The organism is Flavobacterium branchiicola (assembly GCF_018383905.1).
Classification (GTDB): domain Bacteria; phylum Bacteroidota; class Bacteroidia; order Flavobacteriales; family Flavobacteriaceae; genus Flavobacterium; species Flavobacterium branchiicola.
The window spans coordinates 463553-484374 of sequence record NZ_JAGYWA010000002.1; the positions used below are offsets into that span (position 1 = coordinate 463553).

Genomic DNA, 20822 nt, shown 5'->3' on the forward strand with positions numbered 1-20822 from the left:
TCTTTTTTATGAAAGAATAAACTGCTTCGAAATCTTCTCTGCTTTTTTGCTTTCGCTGTAATCGTAAAAACCTTCTCCAGATTTTACTCCTAATTTTCCGGCTCTTACCATATTAACTAAAAGTGGGCAAGGAGCATATTTCGGATTTTTGAATCCGTCATACATTACATTCAAGATTGCAAGACAAACGTCAAGTCCAATAAAATCGGCTAATTGAAGTGGTCCCATTGGGTGTCCCATTCCTAATTTCATAACCGTATCGATTTCGTAAACTCCCGCAACTTTATTGTATAACGTTTCAATTGCCTCGTTTAGCATTGGCATTAAAATTCTGTTTGCCACAAAACCAGGATAATCGTTTACTTCAACCGGAACTTTACCTAATTTCTCCGATAAATTCATGATGATTTTAGTTACCTCATCGCTTGTGTTGTATCCGCGAATGATTTCAACCAATTTCATAATTGGCACCGGATTCATAAAGTGCATTCCGATAACACGTTCAGGATGCGCAACAACAGCTCCGATTTGTGTAATTGAAATAGAAGAAGTATTGGTTGCTAAAATCGTGTTGTGCGAACAATATTCGTTTAATTGCTTGAAGATGTTCAGTTTTAATTCTACATTTTCAGTAGCTGCTTCTACAACTAAATCAGCTCCAACAACACCATCTTTAATATCGGTATAGGTGATAATGTTAGTGATTGTTTTGGCAACATCTTCCTGAGTTATTGATCCTTTAGATAACATACGATCTAAATTGGCAGCAATAGTTGCCATTCCTTTATCTAATGATTTTTCAGAAACGTCAATTAATTTTACAGTAAATCCGCTTTGCGCAAAAGTATGTGCAATTCCGTTACCCATTGTTCCTGCTCCAATTACAGCTATTGTTTTCATTTTAACGTGATATTATATTTATGATTTTAGCCACGAATTCACTAATGAATGGTGAATTGCGTGGCTAATTTATTTTTTAATTTCTTTAAATTATTTTTCGAAACAATCAATAATCTGATAAGCCACTCGTAGTGCATCTGTAGCTTGTTCAAGTGTTACAACCGGAGTTGTATTGGTATTGATTGCATTGGCAAATGACTCTAATTCATCGAGAATTGCATTGTTTTGCTCTACATCCGGATTAGTGAAATAGATTTGTTTTTTTACGCCTTCAGCATTTTGCAGAATCATATCAAAATCTCCGGGAACTTCCGGAGCATCTTTCATACGAACTACTTCGCATTTTTTCTCCAGAAAGTCAACTGATATGTAAGCATCTCTTTGAAAGAAACGTGTTTTACGCATGTTTTTCATCGAAATTCTGCTGGCAGTTAAATTAGCAACGCAGCCATTTTCGAACTCGATTCTTGCATTGGCAATATCCGGAGTATCACTAATTACAGAAACTCCGCTTGCATTAATATTTTTTACTTTTGAATTTACAACACTTAAAATAGCATCAATATCATGAATCATTAAATCTAATACTACGGGAACATCTGTACCACGAGGATTAAATTCGGCCAAACGATGTGTTTCAATAAACATCGGGTTTTCGATCATGTTTTTTGTTGCAATAAACGCAGGGTTAAAACGCTCTACATGCCCAACTTGCCCTTTTACATTGTATTCTTTTGCCAAAGCAATAATTTCTTCGGCCTCTTCAACAGTGTTGGCAATTGGCTTTTCTATAAAGATATGTTTTCCTGATTTGATTGCAACTTTGGCACATTTATAATGCGAAAGGGTTGGAGTAACTATATCAATGACGTCTACGGCATGAATAAGTTTTGCAATTGTACTGAAGTTTTTATAGCCAAACTCTTTTGAGATTCTTTCGGCATTTTCCTGATTTTCGTCGTAAAATCCAACTAATTCGTATTGGTCAGATTGTTGTAATAAGCGTAAATGTATTTTACCAAGATGACCAGCACCTAAAACTCCTACTTTTAACATGAGAATGTATTTTAAACAAAAATATATATTATTTGTCGAAAGTGAAAATGAATTTAGCTAATTGTTAATTATGAATTATGAGTTATAAGTTATGAGTTATGTTTTTTTGATACTAAAAAATGGCTTCTCCCGAAGTCTCGGGACGCTCAGCCTGACAAAGCATAACTTTCAACTTTTGACTTTCGACTTTTGACGTTATTAATTTATTATTTAAAAATCAATATTTGAAATCTTGTTTTGTTTCTTATTTTTGCCAAAATAAAACCTACCCATTTTGAAAGATACTGCCAAACATCAAGGACTTCGTAATCAGTTAGTAACCACTTTAGAACAAAAGGGAATTACTGACAGAGCTGTACTGGATGCGATAAAAAAAATCCCGAGACACCTTTTTTTAAATTCAAGTTTTGAAGATTATGCATATCAGGATAAGGCATTTCCTATAGGAGCCGGGCAAACTATTTCGCAGCCGTATACAGTTGCTTTTCAATCTCAGTTATTAGAAATAAAAAAAGACCATAAAGTATTAGAAATTGGAACTGGTTCTGGATACCAAACAGCGGTCTTGTTTATGCTTGGCGCTAAGGTATATAGTGTAGAAAGACAAAATGAATTGTTTAAAACAACTTCTAATCTTTTTCCTAAATTAAATATCCGTCCAAAGCATCTTTCGTTTGGAGATGGTTATAAAGGTTTACCAAATTTTGCACCGTTTGATAGTATTATCGTTACAGCCGGGGCGCCGTTTATACCTCAGCCTTTAATGGCGCAGCTTAAAATAGGAGGAAGGCTTGTTATTCCGTTAGGGGAAGATGTGCAGATTATGACGTTGTTAATTCGAAAGAATGAAACTCAATTTGAAAAACATGAGTTTGGAGAATTTAGATTTGTTCCTTTATTAGAAGATAGAAATTAGAAGAAAAGCCCTTTTACAAGGGCTTTTTTTATTTAGAAGTCAATTGTAATGCCCGTAGTTGGTTTTCTTTTTCAATTTTAAGAATGTAATTTATGAAAACAGATTTTTCATTCTTGATTTTATATTCTTCTATTATAGAAAAATATTCATCAATATTATTTTTATTTGCCGTAATCGAAATGTATACATAATTATTCATAAGTAAAATCCAGTTTAGTATCAGATTTGCTATCTGAAGAGTTCCATTTTCAAAAGGATTAATGTTTAATATTCTTAAATGTACCTCAGAAGCAAGAATTATAGGATGAATACTGTTTTTATTTGTTTCATACCAATTTAAAAACAAACGCATTTCATTTACAGTTGCCGGATCATTTTTAAATTTCCCTAAATTTTCAGATTGAATTCCTTTAAAAATTATATTATGAATTGAGAAAATTTCCTTTTCATTTAGAGTTATTTTTTTTTGCCCTAAATCTTTAACATAAGTTATTGCTTCTTGAAAATTTACAGCTTCAAGATGTTCTTTCATGCTTTTTCCTGAAATAGTTAATCCATCATTAATAACAGATTTAGTTTCTTCAAGCGTAAGCGAATTTCCATTTAAATGTATATTATTAAATATAAATTCTAATTCTAAAGTTTTTGTTATCTGGCGTAATTCAAAATGATTAAAAGATTGAATGTTATTTTTTAAAACTTCAATTTCATTTAGAATAATTTGATATGAAGATTGTAGGTTGGAATTAATTTCTTTTTTATGGTTTTGAATTTCTTGTTCGACTAGAATTAAAGCTTTTAAAGCAAACTCATCATCACCAATTTCATAAAGAATTTTTTCCTTAAGCCAGGTAACCATCAACGTTTCATAATCAATTTCTAAAAGTTGGGATAATTTAATGACTTGATCTTTCGTTGGTTTTCTGGATCCTGATTCAAATTTACTAATCAAAGCCTGATCGATACCTGCAAGTTGTGCTAGTTCACGGGTTTTAAAACCTTTTTTTTCTCTGGCATTTTTCAAAAGTAATTTCATTTAATGAAAAATTTAGTCTTGACGAATTTTGTCATTTTTGTTAAGCTAAAAAAAGCAATATTTGTAAAATATTGCTTTTACTTTTTTATTTTGGAGGCAAAGAACCGTCTTTTCTCATTTCCTTGACAACCGCCTGCATTATCGCGTCTACGGTTTGACCTAAGTCAGTAACATATTGTGATTCTGTTGTTCCTGTCCAGATTAATTTGTTTTGTTTTAGCGAAAAAATATTGGTTTCAACCATATACGATGTTGTTTCCTGATAATAACCCGGATCATAGAAAGCAGGCGAGTACATTCCGTACCAGTTTCCAAAGCCATAACCGTACATTCCGGTGTACATGCCATCAAAACCACCATAATACATTCCGGTATAAGTTCCCGGTACATAAGTTGTTTCTTTTTCTTTGCTGACTAAGCGCATACTAATAACGCCGTCAAAGCCTTCATCTTGTAGTACTTTTAATTTTTCCTCTTTAGATAATTGGCTAGTTGCATTTAAGTATTGGTACGAAGTTTTAAAAATAGGACTGCTTGCCGCAATTCTGTTTTCTGTAATTCTTCTTGAAGCTTCGTCTTTAACCAAAGCAACAACCAAAACTTTTTTAAATTGTTCCTGAGCAACTGTTACATCAGGATCTCTCCAGCTATTTACAATAGAGGTATTACTGCCGCAACCTGCGAGTGACAGTGTAACGATTAATAAGAGTAAGTACTTTTTCATATTCTATAGTTAAATTATTTGTAGTAAAAATAACGATAAAATATTTATAAACTCATCATTTTGAGAAAATTAAAAAAGCTATTTAGTTGTAAGCTTTTTTAATTCTGTCGAGATCTCTTTTTGTGTCTTGTTCTTTTAAAGATTCACGTTTGTCGTAATTCTTCTTTCCTTTACAAAGACCAATTTGTAATTTTGCAAGACCTTTTTCATTAGTAAACAATTTTAAAGGAACAATTGTGAGTCCTTTTGCCTGAACACTTTTATGAAGTGATTTTAACTCTTTTTTATTTAGAAGCAATTTTCTCTCACTTCTGGATTTATGATTGAATTGATTCCCAAAAGAATATTCTTCGATATAAGTATTGATTGCAAAAAGTTCAAGATTGTTAAATTCGCAGAAGCTTTCTGTTATATTGGCTTTTCCTAATCGTATAGATTTAATTTCGGTTCCGGTTAAAACAACTCCGGCAGTATAAGTATCGATTATCTCATAATCGAATCTGGCTCTTTTATTTAGTATATTGACTGATTTTAACATAAGTACAAAAGTAAACAAAATTGAAAAACTTTAACGCAATCTACAATAATTAAAGATTTTTTTTATTCTATGATTTTAATCAATTCACGGAGTATAATGTGATAGTGTAAAATACTATTTAGTAATTTTGCAAAAAGAAAGACCGTACTTTTTGAGTACGGTCTTTTTGATATAATTTTAAAAAGTGCAAAATGCAAAATCAGTCAAAAGACCCTTTACACGGAGTTACACTTAAAGCAATTGTTGAAAAATTAGTAGACTTTTATGGATTTGATACATTAGGAGAATTAATACCTGTAAAATGTTTTATTTCAAACCCAAGTATAAAATCAAGTCTTACTTTTTTGCGAAAAACAGATTGGGCTCGTAAAAAAGTAGAAGATCTTTATATAAAATCTCTTCCTAAATTTAACTAATATTAGTTTAATTTATACGATACCATTACACCACCACGGTAAGGAAGCCATTCTCCACTTTTATTCCAGTGTTGTGCTTTTTCGTATCTTCCAGGAGTTCCGTCATTATAATATCCATGGTAAAAACCTTGGTGCCATCCGCCGCCTGCAAAAATATCCAATAAGAATTTATCACTCAATTTTACATTGTATCCTACAGTAACTCCTAAGCGATAACCAAAACCATGTTCGTATCTGTTGCTATCCCAGTAATTCCATTTTTGAATTTCATATATATCCGGACCAGCATGACCACCTACATAAAAACCATTGTATTTTTCTTTGAAATGATAACGAACTTCCGGAGTTAATGTGTAAAATTTCATCGGGCTATGACCATTAATTGATTCCCAAAAAGAAGCCATAACATCTACACTAAAAGTAGTTTGTTTACCAATACTAGTTTCAATTCCTACATTAGGAATAGCAAATAATGCAGTAGCGGCATTAAATTTTACAAAAGTCTGACTTTGTAATTGAATCGAAAAGCAAAGAACGATTAGGGCAAATATTTTTTTCATGTTATTTTGTTGACGGCTATAAATTTGTTTCGGGCACAAATATAGCGCAATGCAAGCTTTTCTATTGTTAATTACATTTTTTTTAACAAGAATTGAGTTTGCGTAAAAAAAAGGATTTGTTCTATTTGTTTAACAATGAATAAATTACTGAATCGAGAAACTTTCCTTCGTAAAATACGCATTCTTTTAAATGAGCTTCTTTAACAAAACCACATTTTTGTAATACTTTTTCAGAAGCAAAATTTTCAGGATCAATAACAGCTTCAATAGAATGTAGTTTTAAATCATCAAAACCGTAAGTTATTAATCGCTTAACAGCTTCAGGTATAATTCCTAAACCATGAAATTTTGGATTAAGAATATAGCCAATTTCAGCACGATAATTTTCAGGCTGCAATCTGTAATAACCAATAATTCCTAATAATTTATTTGGATCGCTTTTTAGTGATACTCCCCAGTTGATTCCAATATTTGTAATGATTTTGTCTTCAATCATTGCAATGTGCTCCAGAGCATCTTCATTGTTTTTTACCAATGGTCTCGGAATATATTTCATAGTTTCCGGATTTGAGCGTAATTCGAAAACTTCGTTTACATCATCATTAGTAATTCTTCTTAATAGTAAACGTTCCGTTTCAATGGTTGGAAATGGTGTAAAGTTAATTTGTAGCATATACTTTTAATATTATAATATTTCTAAACTAAATTTTGAATGAAATGTCTCGTTGGCTTCTAAAATTAAAATACCTTCCTTTTTAAATAAGTCTCCCGAATTTTCAGCTGTATCTGAATATCCAAACCAAGGTTCAATACAAACAAAAGGAGCCTGATCTTTTGTCCAGATTCCTAAACTCGGAAAATCTTCAAAGTCTACTTTTATGTAAGGTTTTGAATTCTCAAGTATAGTTAATGAATTTGATTCTAATGTTTTAAAAACAAGAGCGTCGTTTTCGAAAAGTTTATAATTTAAAGGAACTAAACCTTCTTTAGTTTCTAAAACTTCTGTTTTATTTGAAATTAGGTCGTTTTCCAAAAGATTGAATTTTAAAATTTCTTCTTTTTCGAATCTAAAAGCATAATTTTCAAAATTTTCAGGTAATGCAATTGCGGGATGAGCACCAATTGAAAAGGGCATTTTACTCTTTCCTTTATTAATTACCTTATATTCTATATCTAAAGAGCTGTTTTCGAGTGTGTAAATTAACTTTAATTCAAATTCGAAAGGATACTTTTGCAAAGTTTCAGAATTTGATTGTAAAGAAAAAACCGCTCTATTTTCAGCTTTTTCTATTAAATGAAACTCCATATCTCTCGCAAAACCATGTCTTGATAACTGATATTCTTTACCATCTATCGTATAAATGTTATTTTTTAAAGTACCAACAATAGGAAAAAGAATCGGAGAGTGTTTTCCCCAAAAATCAGGGTTTCCTTCCCAAATATATTCTTTGTTTTGATTGTTTTTTAAAGAGAATAATTCTGCTCCTGCAGATTTTATTGAAACTTGAAGCGTTGAATTTGAAATAATTGTATCCAAAATAGTTTAATTGAGAAAAGTTAATTTTAAGATTGATGTAAAGATATTTTAATATTCTTTACTTTTTTAAGAAAATTTCCCAATTTATTTAATTGATAAAATTTTGCTAAAATTGAATTTAAGTTTAGATATTCCTCTGTAAATAGCTTTTTATTTCATTAATTTGCCACCTAAACAGCTAAAAAATATGAAAAAGCAATCTGTACAAGCCATTTTAACTGCGGCTTTATTTTTTGGGATTTCTTCTGTCTGGGCACAACAGACTCCGTTGGCAAAGACGGCAAATCCAGTAAACAATTACAATTATCATGATGCCTTTGGTCCTCATTTTTACACAAAAAATGGTAGTTCGACGCGTACGGCAAGTGGTCAGCCTGGTGTAGAGTACTGGCAAAACAGAGCCGATTATCAGATTTCGGTAAAATTAAATGCAGTTACAAATGTGATTACTGGTACTGATGAAATCACATACACAAATAATAGTCCGGATAAATTGGGATTTCTTTGGTTAAATTTAGATCAAAATTTATTCAAAGCTGATTCAAGAGGAAATGAAATTGTGCCACTAACAGGAAGTCGTAACGGATCTCAGGGTCAGGTTTTTGATGGAGGAAATAAAATAAAATCTGTAAAAGTAATTTCTACTGGAAAAAACAAAACAGAAGTTGAAGCAAAATATATTGTTACAGATACAAGAATGCAGATTTTTCTTCCGGAAGAATTAGCAGCAAAAGGAGCTTCTGTAAAAGTAAAAATCGAATTTTCATTTACTGCCCCACTTGAAGGATCGGACAGAATGGGAGTTTTAGATACTAAAAATGGTAAAATTTTTACTATTGCACAATGGTATCCACGTATGTGCGTATATGATGATGTGAGAGGTTGGAATACTGCACCATATTTAGGGGCTTCTGAGTTTTATTTAGAATATGGAGATTTTGATGTTAAGCTTACAGTTCCTGGAAATCATTATGTAGTGGCTTCTGGTGAATTGATGAATAGTCAGAATGTGTTTTCTGCAGATCAGCTTAAAAAATACAAAGAGGCATCTCAAAGCGATAAAACAGTTATGATTCGCTCTGCCGATGAAGTAGCAGCAACTGTAAATGCTAATGCAGGAACTGAAAAAACATGGCATTATAAAATTAAAAATGCGCGCGATTTTTCATGGGCATCATCATCTGCTTTTATTTTAGACGGAGCAAAAATTAACTTGCCAAGCGGAAAAAAATCATTAGCATTATCAGCTTATCCTGTTGAAAGTGCAGGAAGAGAGGCTTACGGACGTTCTACAGAATATGTAAAAGCGGCAATTGAGCACTATTCTAAACAATGGTTCGAATATCCTTATCCGGCAGCTACCAATGTTGCAGGAAATGAGGGTGGAATGGAATATCCTGGAATTGTTTTTTGTGGATGGGAATCTAAAGGACAAGATTTATGGGGAGTTACAGATCATGAGTTTGGACATATTTGGTTTCCAATGATTGTTGGCTCAAACGAACGATTATTTGGATGGATGGATGAAGGATTCAATACTTTTATTAATTCATTAAGTACAGCGGCATTTAATAATGGTGAGTATAAAGATCAACCTGCAGATTTACATAAAAGTGCAGAGCCTTTTACACGTCCGGATCTGGAAACTATCATGAGTTCTCCAGATAATATGAAGGAAGCAAATATTGGTATGTTGTGTTATTTTAAACCAAGTGCTGGTCTTGTTATTTTAAGAGAACAAATCTTAGGAAAAGAACGCTTTGATACTGCTTTTAGAACTTATATCGAACGTTGGGCTTATAAACACCCGCAACCAGACGATTTCTTTAGAACTATGGAAAATGTGGCAGGTGAGGATTTAAGTTGGTTCTGGAGAAGTTGGTACGTAAACAACTGGCGTTTTGATCAGGGTGTAAATTCAATTAAATATGTAAAAAATGACCCTGCAAAAGGAGTGGTAATTAACGTAGAGAATTTTGATAAAATGCCAATGCCAATTGTTTTAGATGTTAAAACAAAAAGCGGAAAAGTTACTAGAGTAAATTTACCGGTAGAAATCTGGCAACGTAATAACAATTGGTCTTTTATCCATAATTCTACAGAAGAAATAGAAAGCATAACTATAGATCCGGATCATGCATTTCCAGATAATAACGATTCAAATAATGTTTGGACAGCCGGAAAAGGTAAAGTCGAACAAGATGTTATTTTAGATGGATATTTAGGTATTTTTACAACATCTAAAGCGCCTTTGAAAATCGAATTTACTGAGAAAAACAGTGTTCTGAGTGCAGAAATAACAAACTATCCAAAGTTTAAATTAAGCCCGGTTGAAGGAGAAAAGAATACTTTTGAATCTAAAGGAGCAGGTGTGAAATTTAAATTCAACGAAGCAAAAAATGGTTTCGATATGTTTTTTTCAGGAACAGATCAGATATTACCATTTACCAGAAATTAGTATTTAAGAATATAAATAAACATGAAACCCGATAATTACCAAGTAATTATCGGGTTTACTTTTGTTTAATGGTTCCAAGTTTCAAGTTTCAGGTTTCAAGTTTTCAAAAAAGCCTCAGAACCTAAGCGCCTCAGTATCTTAGAACCTAAAAAAAACAACATTGAATTAAAAAAATGTTAGATTTTTAGTTTTTTATATTGTAAATAAAAAAAATGTGTACTTTTGCACCAATGAATAAAATAAGTTTACATATAACTTCTTTGTCACGGACAAACTCACCTAGTACTTCTCCCGAAGTACGGACACTATCTCTATAGTATCCACTGAGTTTTATAGCCGTATATTTATTCATACCCCTTTTTCATTTTGAAATCACATAATTTGTCCATTGGACAAACATATCCTAAAAGTATTTATTATTTTGTAAATTTTCTGAATCAATGTTTTGATTTTGAGAAAGTTACTTCTATTTTGCTTAATTTTATTGGATTCAATTCTGGATTTCAAACCAAACAATATGCTTTAATTTTTAACTCTAACTTCAATTATTGAAATGAAGATCTCTATTGTTGTTACCCAGGAAGAACACTTCAAATTCGCACAGGAAATTTGCGATACGATAGAATCATCTGCCTTGTTAAGAGGTACGGGGATTGCTAAAAGAACTCCTGAGTATATTCAGAAAAAAATGTCGAATGGTGATGCGATGATTGCTCTGGCAGATGGAAAATTTGCAGGTTTTTGTTATATCGAAAGCTGGCAGCACGGAAAATTCGTGGCACATTCAGGCTTAATTGTACACCCGGACTACAGAAGTTTAGGTCTGGCAAAAAAGATAAAATCAAAGGTTTTTGATTATTCTTTAGAAAGATACCCAGATGCCAAAATATTTGGTATTACAACTGGTTTGGCGGTAATGAAAATCAATTCTGATTTAGGTTACAAACCAGTGCCTTTCTCAGAACTAACAACCGATCCAAGCTTTTGGGCAGGCTGTAAAACCTGTACCAACTTTCAGATTTTGCAAAGCAAAGAAAATAAAATGTGCCTTTGTACAGGAATGTTGTATGATCCAAAAGAAAAACAAAAAAATCCGCCTAAACATCCTTTTAATGAGGTTGTTTTAAGCAGACTAAAAAAAATCAAACAAGCATTATTTTTAAATAAAATAGTGTCATTATTTGTTTAAGTAAAATCAAGTAGAGAAAATCTCAAACTGCTACATACGAAAGTATTAGCCTAAATTATAAAAAATGAAAAAAGTAGTATTAGCTTATAGCGGAGGATTAGATACCTCGTATTGTTTGAAATATTTAAAAAATGAAAAAGGATACGAAGTTCACACTGTTCTTGTAGATACGGGAGGATTCGACGCAGAAGAATTATCAGCCATTGAAAAAAGAGCTTACGAGTTAGGAAGTGCACAGCACGCCAACCTTACAATCGTAGATAAATATTATGATAAAGCTATAAAATATTTGATATTCGGTAACGTATTAAAAAACAATACTTATCCATTATCAGTAAGTGCAGAGCGTGTTTTCCAGGCAATTGAAGCAATTAAATATGCTAAAAAAGTAGGGGCAAGCGCCATCGCACACGGAAGTACAGGTGCTGGAAATGACCAAATCCGTTTCGATTTGATTTTCCAGACTATCGCTCCGGAAATCGAAATTATTACACCAATTAGAGATTTAAAACTTTCAAGACAAGAAGAAGTAGATTATTTGGCTCAAAATGGAGTTCACTATTCTTGGGAAAAAGCACAATATTCTATCAATAAAGGACTTTGGGGAACAAGTGTTGGAGGAAAAGAAACCTTAACTTCAGGGCAGCCATTACCAAGTGAAGCTTATCCTTCACAGTTGCAAAAAGAAGGTGAAGAAAAAGTAACACTTCATTTTGAGCAAGGAGAATTAGTTGGAATCAACGGAAAAACAGATAAACCTTCAAACAATATTGTAGCGCTTGAGAAATTGGCAAACGCTTACGCAATTGGAAGAGATATTCACGTTGGAGATACTATTATCGGAATTAAAGGAAGAGTTGGTTTTGAAGCAGCGGCTCCGTTAATTATCATTAAAGCACATCATTTATTAGAGAAACACACTCTAGGAAAATGGCAGCAATACTGGAAAGAACAACTAGGAAACTGGTACGGAATGTTATTTCACGAAGGTCAGTTTTTAGATCCTGTTATGAGAAACATCGAAACGTTCTTGCAAGACACTCAAAAAACAGTAAATGGAACAGTAACGGTTTCATTAAAACCATATCATTTTTCGCTTGACGGAATCGAATCTGAAAATGATTTGATGAACACTGGTTTCGGTCAGTATGGCGAAATGAACAATGCTTGGACATCTGACGATGCAAAAGGATTTATTAAGATTTTAGGAAATGCTCAGAATATCTTTTCATCTGTAAACAAATTAGATCATGATTAATGTCGGAATTATTGGTGGTTCAGGCTACACAGCCGGAGAACTTATCAGAATTTTAATGTATCATCCAAAAGTAAACATCGATTTTGTTTACAGTACAACAAACGCCGGAAAACCACTTTCTGTAGCGCACCAAGATTTGATGGGCGATATTGAGATGAATTTCACAGCCGAAATCAATCCAAATGTGAATGTTGTTTTCTTATGTTTAGGACACGGAAAATCGATTTCATTTTTGAGAGAAAATCAGTTTGCAAGTCATACTAAAATCATTGATTTAGGAAATGATTTCAGATTGAATGCAGCTGCGCATTTCGAAGGAAAAGATTTCGTTTACGGATTGCCTGAAATCAATAAAGCTGAAATCAAAAAAGCAGATTACATCGCCAATCCGGGTTGTTTTGCAACTGCTATTCAGTTGGCTTTGTTACCTTTAGCAGAACACAATTTGTTGAATAATGATGTTCATATTAATGCAACAACAGGAAGTACAGGAGCAGGAGTAAGTCTTTCTGAAACTTCTCATTTCAGTTGGAGAAACAACAATATGTCGCATTACAAAGCTTTTGAACACCAGCATTTAGGTGAAATTTCAGAAAGTCTGGTTCAGTTACAGGATGATTTTGACAGCGAATTGCTTTTTATTCCGAACAGAGGAGATTTTCCAAGAGGAATTTTCGCAACTTTATATACAACATCCGATGAAAGTCTGGAAAATTTAGTTGCTAAATATCAGGAATTCTATAAAAATGAGCCTTTCGTAACGGTTACAATAACCAACATCAACATGAAGCAAGTGGTGCAAACGAACAAATGTATCATTAGTTTATTGAAAAAAGGAAACCGGGTTCTCATAACATCAATTATAGATAACTTAACCAAAGGTGCTTCAGGACAAGCAATTCAAAACATGAATTTGATGTTCGGATTAGAAGAAACCACAGGTTTACATTTGAAACCAAGCGGATTTTAATTTTTTAGTTTCAAGTTTAAAGTTTCAGGTTTCACGTTCTGTAGGCAACCTGAAAAAATATAAAGAAACATAAACTAGTTTCAAGTTTAAAGTTTCACGTTGCAAGTTAACTTGAAACCTGAAACCTGAAACAAAACAAACAAAAAACATGAACTTATTCAACGTTTACCCATTATACGATATTACTCCGGTAAAAGCAATTGATTGTACAATTATTGACGACAAAGGAGTAGAATATTTAGATTTATACAGCGGGCATGGTGTGATTTCTATTGGACACACACAGCCGGATTATGTAGCAAAACTTAAAAATCAAATAGACCATTTAGGCTTTTATTCGAATGCGATTCAGAATCCTTTGCAGGTTGAGTTGGCACAGAAATTAGGAAAACTTTCAGGATTAGAAGATTATGAATTGTTTTTGTGCAGTTCTGGCGCTGAAGCAAACGAAAATGCATTAAAATTAGCTTCTTTCCATAACGGAAAATCAAGAGTTGTGGCTTTTCATAATTCTTTCCACGGAAGAACTTCTGCAGCAGTTGCTGTAACTGATAATAAAAAGATTGTTGCACCAATAAATGCGCAACAAGAAGTAACATTTTTGCCTTTAAACCAAATCGAATTGGTTGAAGCTGAATTAGCAAAAGGAGATGTTACAGCTGTAATTATTGAAGGAATTCAAGGAGTTGGAGGTTTAGACCAAGGAACAACGGAGTTTTTTCAAGCTTTAGAAAAAGCATGTAAAACACACGAAGTGGTTTTAATCTTAGACGAAGTACAGTCAGGATACGGAAGAAGCGGGAAATTCTTCGCTTTCCAACATCACGGAATCAACGCTGATATTATTTCAGTTGCAAAAGGAATGGGGAATGGTTTTCCAGTTGGAGCGATTTTGATTTCTCCAAAATTCGAAGCAAGTTTCGGATTGTTAGGAACTACTTTCGGCGGAAGCCATTTGTCTTGTGCAGCATCAATTGCAGTTTTAGATGTAATTGAAAAGCTTGATCTACAGAAGAATGTAAATGAAGTTTACGAATATTTCTTAGAAAAAATCAAAGAAGTGGAAGGAATTAAACAAGTAAAGGGAAAAGGCTTGATGCTTGGAGTGGAGTTTGATTTTGATGTAGCGGCTTTAAGAAAGAAATTAATTATCGAAAAACACATTTTTACAGGAAGCGCAAACAATAAAAATCTATTGAGAATTTTACCGCCGTTGACAGTGAAAAAAGCTGATATCGATACGTTTGTAAAAGCTTTGAAAGAGAGTTTACAAGAATTAAAAAACTAATTATTACCAATATGAAACCCGACAGGTTTTAAAAACCTGTCGGGTTTAGAACACAAAGTTTAGCTTTGATTCAACCAAAAAAACAACCAACTAGAATTATGAAACCATTATCAATTGAAATACGCAATGCGGTTTTGCGGACTATGGCAAAGCTGGTCGAACAGGAGCGGAATCATATCATTTTGACCAATCAGGAAGATTTGAGCGATTATAACGGTTCGGATTTAGCGATGGAAGAACGCCTGAAAGTAGATGATAAAAAAGTAGATGAAATGATTTTATCATTGAATCAGTTAGCTTCTCAGGAAGACCCCATTGGCATTGAGCGTTTTCATTTTACCCATGATAATGGAATTAAAGTCATAAATAAAACCGCAGCTTTCGGAACCATTTTAATTATCTACGAATCTCGCCCAGATGTTACGATTGAAGCTGGCGGAATCGCTTTTAAATCGGGAAATAAGATTTTATTAAAGGGCGGAAAAGAATCTCTAAAATCAAATTTAAAGATCGTAAGTCTTTGGCATAAAGCTTTAGAGGAAAATGGAGTTTCTAAAGATTGGGTTGAATATCTGAATTATAACAGAACGGAAACTCAGGCATTTTTAGAAAAACCAACTCAAAAAGTAGATTTAATTGTTCCGAGAGGAGGAGAAAAATTAATTGAGTTTGTAAAAGCGCATGCGACTTGCCCGGTAATTGTAAGCGGACGCGGAAATAATTTTGTTTACGTTCATGAAGATGCTGATACCGATTTGGCTTTAAAAGTAATTTTAAACGCTAAAACGGCTAAAATTTCAGCTTGTAATGCTTTAGATAAAGTTTTGGTGAGTTCCAAACTTCCAAATTTTGAAGGTTTCACAGCGATGTTAATCGAAGCTTTAATAGAATCAAAAGTGGAAGTAATTGTCGATAAATCGTTAGAGAATTTTGAGAATACGAAAACCATTCAAAACGAAGATATTTGGTACGAAGAGTTTTTAGATTATAAAATCGTAATCGGAACCATCGATTCTCAGGATCGCGCCATTGATATGATTAATAAATACTGCGGCGGACATTCTGCAGCAATTATTACAAGAGATAACGAAGCTGCTCAGCAGTTTATGGAATCGATAGATGCGGCAGCGGTTTACCAAAATGCATCAACGAGATTCACAGACGGCGGACAATTCGGCCTTGGCGGAGAATTAGCGATAAGCACTGATAAACTGCACCAAAGAGGACCAATTGGTTTACAGCATTTGGTAACCAATAAATGGTACGTTTACGGAGAGGGACAAATTAGGTAATGTGTCAATTAGATAATTAGAAAATTCTAAAAAAAACTTAGAATCTCAGTATCTTAGAACCTTAGCATCTTTTAAAGAAATGGCAAAAAAGAGAATTTTATTAAAAATAGGAAGTAATACTTTAACTAAAGAAACCAATCATATTTCGCGGGGAAAGATTGAAGATCTTGGGATTCAGATTGCGGCTTTAAACGACGAATATGAGTTTATCATCGTAAGTTCTGGAGCAATTGCTGCGGCAAAGCAATTTGTAAAACTGGATAATCAGGATAAAGATGTTTTTGTAAAACAGGCTTTAGCTTCAATCGGACAGCCTCATTTAATGCGGATTTACAATGAAAACTTTAAGGATTTAGGATTAAATACTTCGCAGTGTTTACTTTCTTATTCTGATTTCGAAAAAGAGCAGACCAAAAAGAACATTGTCAATACCATTAATGTATTAGTTAAAAACAATTACATTCCGATCATCAATGAAAATGATACCGTTGCCACAGATGAGATTCGGTTTGGAGATAACGACAAATTAGCAGCTTTAACAGCGGTGCTGCTAAATGTTGATATTCTGATAATTGCGACCAATACAAACGGAATTTACACGAAAGAAACCTTTCAAAATGAAGTTCCAGAAACAATAAAATTGGTAAATGATCTAAAATCACTTGAAAAGGAAATCGGAGATTCAAAATCGTCACACGGAACAGGAGGAATGCAGTCCAAAATCGAAGCAGCAGGAATCGCAAAAGCAGCAAACATAGAAACCTGGATTGTAAATGGATTAAATGATAATTTTATTTTGAATGCATTAGAAGATAAAATTCTTTTTACAAAGATTGTGTAAATAGAACACGGATGACGCAGATTCGCTATCGCGAAGACGCGGATTAAAACGGGTTTTTTATTGCTATAATCTTTGAATAAAAAGTAGTATATTTCATTCAAATTTATTTTTTATGAAATTATTGCATCAAGAATTAACTGAAGTCATTATAAAAACTTTTTATGAAGTGTATAATGAATTAGGATATGGGTTTTTAGAAAGAGTGTATCAAAATTCCTTGTATTTGGAATTAAAGAATAAAGGCCTTAATGTTGAAACACAGAAGAAAATTATAGTATATTATAAGGGAATTAAAGTAGGCGAATATTATGCAGATTTGATAGTGGAAGATTTAATTATTTTAGAATTAAAAGCAGCAGATTGTATTATAGTTGAGTTTGAAAATCAAATTTTAAACTATTTAAAAGGCACAGACTGCGAAGTTGGTCTGCTTTTGAATTTCGGAACAAAACCAGAATTCAGACGAAAGATTTTTGAAAATAATAGAAAATTACGAATATAAAAAATCCGTCTCAATCCGCGTCTTCGCGATAGCGAATCAGTATAATCCGCGTCTAATTTTAGGCAGCAAATAAAAAAAGAAAACAAATGAACTATATCTCAATAAAAGAAATCAACTCATTATCAAAATGGGTAAAACAAGCGATCAAAATCAAAAAGAATCCGCTTAAAAATCAAAGTTTAGGTAAAAATAAAACTTTAGGAATGCTATTCTTCAATCCGAGTTTAAGAACGCGTCTGAGTACTCAGAAAGCGGCTATGAACTTAGGAATGAACGTTATGGTAATGAATTTTACTAATGAAGGTTGGACTTTAGAATTTGAAGATGGAGCAGTAATGAATTCTGGTGCTTCAGAACACATTAAAGAAGCGGCAGAAGTTGTTTCTCAATATTGTGATATCATCGCAATTCGTGCTTTTGCAGGATTGGTAGATAAAGAAAAAGATTATCAGGAAACTGTAATTTCAGGATTTTTGAAATATGCTACCGTGCCAATTGTAAACATGGAAAGTGCGATACGTCATCCGTTACAGTCATTGGCAGATGCGATTACGATGGAAGAATTCAAACCTAGACACAAAAATAAACCTAAAGTAGTGCTCTCTTGGGCGCCGCATCCAAAAGCTTTACCGCAGGCAGTTGCCAATTCATTTGTAGAAATGATGCAAATGCAAAAAGATATGGATTTTGTGATTACACACCCAGAAGGTTATGAATTAAGTCCAGAAATTACAAAAGACTGTAAAATCGAATACGATCAAGATAAAGCTTTTGAAAATGCAGATTTCGTTTACGTTAAAAACTGGAGTAATTTCAATGATTACGGAAAAGTAGCCAACAGCGATCCAAATTGGACGGTTACAGCAGAGAAAATGGCTTTAACCAACAACGGAAAATTCATGCACTGTCTTCCAGTTCGTCGTAATGTAATTGTAAGCGACGAAGTTTTGGATGGAGAAAATTCAATCGTAATCGAACAAGCAAACAATAGAACTTATTCTGCACAATTGGTGTTGCAGAAGATTCTTAAAAAAATATAATTTTATAGGTGCAAAGGTTCAAAGTTACAAAGGTTCAGGGGTTTCTTCCGAACTTGAACTTTGTTCCTCTGAACCTTTGAACCTTTGAACCTCATGAAGAAAGTTACTGTAATAAAAATTGGTGGAAACATCATTGACAATCCGGCAGAATTAGAACAATTTTTAATTGATTTTTCTAAAATAGAAGGACATAAAGTTTTAGTTCACGGTGGTGGAAAATCGGCTACGAAAATGGCGCAGAGTATAGGTTTGGTTCCGCAGATGATTGACGGACGCCGAATTACTGATGCTCCAATGCTGGATGTTGTGGTAATGATTTACGCAGGTCAGATCAATAAACATATTGTGGCGCAATTGCAGGCAAAAGACAACAATGCAGTTGGTTTTTCTGGAGCTGATGGAAATTTAATTCAGTCAACAAAAAGAAATCATCCAACAATTGATTACGGATTTGTAGGCGATGTAAAACAAGTCAACACCAAATTACTGGCAACTTTATTAGAAGCGGGAATCGTACCTGTTTTCTGTGCAATAACACACGACAAAAACGGACAATTATTAAATACAAATGCCGATACTATTGCAAGTGAATTGTCAATTGCATTGTCTGAGGTTTTTGATGTAACGCTGACGTATTGTTTTGAAAAACAAGGTGTTTTGATGGATTCAGAAGATGACTCATCTGTAATTACAGAAATCAACGAAGCATTATACAATAGACTAAAAGAAGAAAAAGTAATTCATTCTGGAATGATTCCGAAATTGGATAACTGTTTCAACAGTTTATCAAGAGGTGTGCAGAAAATCAAAATTGGGCATCATAAAATGCTTCAAAATTCAGATATTTTGCATACAACAATTACGTTATAAAATATGTCGCCACGAATTACACAAATTGACACTAATTCTTCTGTTAAAAATAGAAAACAATTTTAGCCACAGATTAAAAAGATTATTTTGATTTTAAATCTGTGACAAAAAAGTAATTTGCGAAAATTCGCGTAATTGGTGGCAAAAAAATAGAGCGTACAAGGTATTTTAAATAAATTTGCGCAAGTAAAAATGGTCATTGGAAAGCACTTAAAATCTTTGTTGCTTTGTCCCTTTGAGCCTTTGAACCTTAATAAAATGAAAAATATAGATACGCTTACCCAGGAAGCAATTAGCTTATTGAAGAATTTGATAGAAACCCCTTCATTTTCAAGTGAAGAAGATCAAACAGCTCTTTTAATAGAAAATTGGTTCAATCAGAATGAGATTCCTTTTAAAAGAGAAAATAATAATGTGTGGGCTTTCAACAAATATTTCGATGAAAACAAACCTACACTTTTATTAAACTCACATCACGATACCGTAAGGCCTAATCAGGCTTACACCAATGATCCGTTTAAAGCAATTGAAAAAGATGGTAAATTATTTGGTTTAGGAAGTAATGATGCCGGAGGATGTCTGGTTTCGTTATTAGCAACTTTTGTACATTTTTACGAAAACCAAAATTTATCACATAATATAGTTATCGTAGCTTCGGCAGAAGAAGAAAGCAGTGGTAAAAATGGATTAAACAGCGTTTTAAAAAGTCTTCCAGAATTGGATTGCGCGATTGTTGGTGAACCCACTTTAATGCAATTGGCTGTTGCCGAAAAAGGGTTATTAGTTCTTGACGTAAAAGTAAAAGGAACTGCAAGCCACGCGGCGCATCAAAATGATGATAATGCTTTATACAAATCAATTCCGGTAATGGAATGGTTTAAAAACTATAAATTCGACAAAATCTCTGATGTTTTAGGTCCTGTAAAAATGACTGTGACGCAGATTAATGCAGGAAAACAACATAATGTTGTACCTTCAGAATGTGATTTGGTTGTCGATATTCGTGTAACAGATTGTTATACAAATGCTGAAATTTTAGAAGTAGTAAAAGCAAATGTAAACGCCGAAGTTACGCCAAGATCAATGCACTTAAATGCTTCTTCTATTCCACACGAGCATGGTTTAGTGCAAGCAGGAATTGCTTTAGGAAGAACAACTTACGGATCTCCAACACTTTCAGACCAATCTGTTTTAAGTTGTCAGTCTTTAAAATTAGGGCCAGGAGAAACATTGCGTTCACATTCAGCAGATGAATTTATTTTTGTAAACGAAATTGTAGAAGGAGTCGATTTGTATATTAAAATACTAACTGGTTTCTTTAAATTATAAGAAAAGAAAAATAGCCACGAATTCACGAATTATTTTTTTACTATCTGAAAGAAATATTAATTCGAATTAATTCGAAAAAAAAATTAATCGCAAAGATTTGAA

General features: G+C 33.1%; 21 protein-coding genes. 13 read left to right on the forward strand and 8 right to left on the reverse strand.

Annotation, left to right across the window (positions count from 1 at the left end; all coding sequences use genetic code 11):
- Nucleotides 1-6: 6 nt before the first annotated feature.
- Both KHA98_RS05615 and KHA98_RS05620 read right to left on the reverse strand, forming a co-directional pair.
- Nucleotides 7-900 carry a 3-hydroxyacyl-CoA dehydrogenase family protein gene (locus KHA98_RS05615; RefSeq protein WP_213256127.1) on the reverse strand — a complete coding sequence of 298 codons (894 nt, stop codon included), beginning with the start codon at nt 898-900 and terminating at the stop codon, nt 7-9.
- A gap of 90 nt (nt 901-990) precedes the next feature.
- Nucleotides 991-1956: a Gfo/Idh/MocA family protein gene (locus KHA98_RS05620; RefSeq protein ID WP_213256129.1), complete on the reverse strand. Its 966-nt coding sequence runs from the start codon at nt 1954-1956 to the stop codon at nt 991-993.
- A gap of 274 nt (nt 1957-2230) precedes the next feature.
- Between KHA98_RS05620 and KHA98_RS05625 the strand changes: the two genes are divergently transcribed.
- Entirely contained in the window at nt 2231-2872 is a 642-nt protein-coding gene (locus tag KHA98_RS05625) for a protein-L-isoaspartate(D-aspartate) O-methyltransferase (protein ID WP_213256131.1), read from the forward strand.
- A 28-nt stretch (nt 2873-2900) separates the two neighbouring features.
- Here the strand turns inward: KHA98_RS05625 and KHA98_RS05630 are convergent, their stop codons facing one another.
- The 3 genes from KHA98_RS05630 to smpB form a co-directional block, all read right to left on the reverse strand.
- Nucleotides 2901-3908: a helix-turn-helix domain-containing protein gene (locus KHA98_RS05630; RefSeq protein WP_213256133.1), complete on the reverse strand. Its 1008-nt coding sequence runs from the start codon at nt 3906-3908 to the stop codon at nt 2901-2903.
- 85 nt (nt 3909-3993) lie between these two features.
- Nucleotides 3994-4632, reverse strand: coding sequence for a hypothetical protein (locus KHA98_RS05635; RefSeq protein WP_213256135.1), 639 nt, complete (start codon nt 4630-4632; stop codon nt 3994-3996).
- Nucleotides 4633-4714: 82 nt separating this feature from the next.
- Entirely contained in the window at nt 4715-5170 is a 456-nt protein-coding gene (gene smpB, locus KHA98_RS05640; protein WP_213256137.1) for an SsrA-binding protein SmpB, read from the reverse strand.
- Nucleotides 5171-5361: 191 nt separating this feature from the next.
- On the opposite strand from smpB, the gene KHA98_RS05645 reads away from it, so the two are divergent.
- Complete coding sequence (locus KHA98_RS05645) at nt 5362-5586, forward strand: VF530 family protein (RefSeq protein ID WP_213256139.1); 225 nt, start codon at nt 5362-5364, stop codon at nt 5584-5586.
- A 2-nt stretch (nt 5587-5588) separates the two neighbouring features.
- Here KHA98_RS05645 and KHA98_RS05650 read toward each other — a convergent pair whose 3' ends face one another.
- From KHA98_RS05650 to KHA98_RS05660, 3 genes are all read right to left on the reverse strand, one after another.
- Nucleotides 5589-6146: a DUF3575 domain-containing protein gene (locus KHA98_RS05650; RefSeq protein WP_213256150.1), complete on the reverse strand. Its 558-nt coding sequence runs from the start codon at nt 6144-6146 to the stop codon at nt 5589-5591.
- Nucleotides 6147-6267: 121 nt separating this feature from the next.
- Entirely contained in the window at nt 6268-6819 is a 552-nt protein-coding gene (locus tag KHA98_RS05655) for a GNAT family N-acetyltransferase (RefSeq protein ID WP_213256152.1), read from the reverse strand.
- 12 nt (nt 6820-6831) lie between these two features.
- Nucleotides 6832-7683 carry an aldose 1-epimerase family protein gene (locus KHA98_RS05660; protein WP_213256154.1) on the reverse strand — a complete coding sequence of 284 codons (852 nt, stop codon included), beginning with the start codon at nt 7681-7683 and terminating at the stop codon, nt 6832-6834.
- 187 nt (nt 7684-7870) lie between these two features.
- Here KHA98_RS05660 and KHA98_RS05665 point away from each other — a divergent pair, with 187 nt between their 5' ends.
- The 11 genes from KHA98_RS05665 to KHA98_RS05715 all read left to right on the forward strand — a co-directional run bounded on the left by KHA98_RS05665 (nt 7871) and on the right by KHA98_RS05715 (nt 20720).
- Nucleotides 7871-10141, forward strand: a complete 2271-nt coding sequence (locus KHA98_RS05665; RefSeq protein ID WP_213256156.1) for a M1 family metallopeptidase — start codon at nt 7871-7873, stop codon at nt 10139-10141.
- Between the two features lie 553 nt (nt 10142-10694).
- On the forward strand, nt 10695-11330 hold the full coding sequence (locus KHA98_RS05670) for a GNAT family N-acetyltransferase (protein ID WP_213256158.1): 636 nt from the start codon (nt 10695-10697) through the stop codon (nt 11328-11330).
- 64 nt (nt 11331-11394) lie between these two features.
- Nucleotides 11395-12588, forward strand: coding sequence for an argininosuccinate synthase (locus tag KHA98_RS05675; protein WP_213256160.1), 1194 nt, complete (start codon nt 11395-11397; stop codon nt 12586-12588).
- Nucleotides 12581-13558 (forward strand): N-acetyl-gamma-glutamyl-phosphate reductase, encoded by a 978-nt coding sequence (argC, locus tag KHA98_RS05680; RefSeq protein WP_213256162.1) that lies wholly within the window; start codon nt 12581-12583, stop codon nt 13556-13558. The genes KHA98_RS05675 and argC overlap by 8 nt, the downstream gene beginning before the upstream one ends.
- A 148-nt stretch (nt 13559-13706) precedes the next feature.
- Nucleotides 13707-14846 (forward strand): aspartate aminotransferase family protein, encoded by a 1140-nt coding sequence (locus tag KHA98_RS05685; protein WP_213256164.1) that lies wholly within the window; start codon nt 13707-13709, stop codon nt 14844-14846.
- Between the two features lie 68 nt (nt 14847-14914).
- A complete protein-coding gene (locus KHA98_RS05690) occupies nt 14915-16138 on the forward strand; it encodes a glutamate-5-semialdehyde dehydrogenase (protein ID WP_317192570.1) in 1224 nt (407 codons plus the stop codon).
- Nucleotides 16139-16217: 79 nt separating this feature from the next.
- On the forward strand, nt 16218-16979 hold the full coding sequence (gene proB, locus KHA98_RS05695; RefSeq protein WP_213256166.1) for a glutamate 5-kinase: 762 nt from the start codon (nt 16218-16220) through the stop codon (nt 16977-16979).
- A gap of 112 nt (nt 16980-17091) precedes the next feature.
- Nucleotides 17092-17481 (forward strand): GxxExxY protein, encoded by a 390-nt coding sequence (locus tag KHA98_RS05700; RefSeq protein ID WP_213256168.1) that lies wholly within the window; start codon nt 17092-17094, stop codon nt 17479-17481.
- A gap of 86 nt (nt 17482-17567) precedes the next feature.
- Complete coding sequence (locus tag KHA98_RS05705; protein ID WP_213256170.1) at nt 17568-18521, forward strand: N-acetylornithine carbamoyltransferase; 954 nt, start codon at nt 17568-17570, stop codon at nt 18519-18521.
- Nucleotides 18522-18614: 93 nt separating this feature from the next.
- Complete coding sequence (gene argB / locus KHA98_RS05710) at nt 18615-19391, forward strand: acetylglutamate kinase (RefSeq protein ID WP_213256172.1); 777 nt, start codon at nt 18615-18617, stop codon at nt 19389-19391.
- A 258-nt stretch (nt 19392-19649) separates the two neighbouring features.
- Nucleotides 19650-20720, forward strand: coding sequence for a M20 family metallo-hydrolase (locus KHA98_RS05715; RefSeq protein WP_213256174.1), 1071 nt, complete (start codon nt 19650-19652; stop codon nt 20718-20720).
- The last annotated feature ends 102 nt before the right edge of the window (nt 20721-20822 follow it).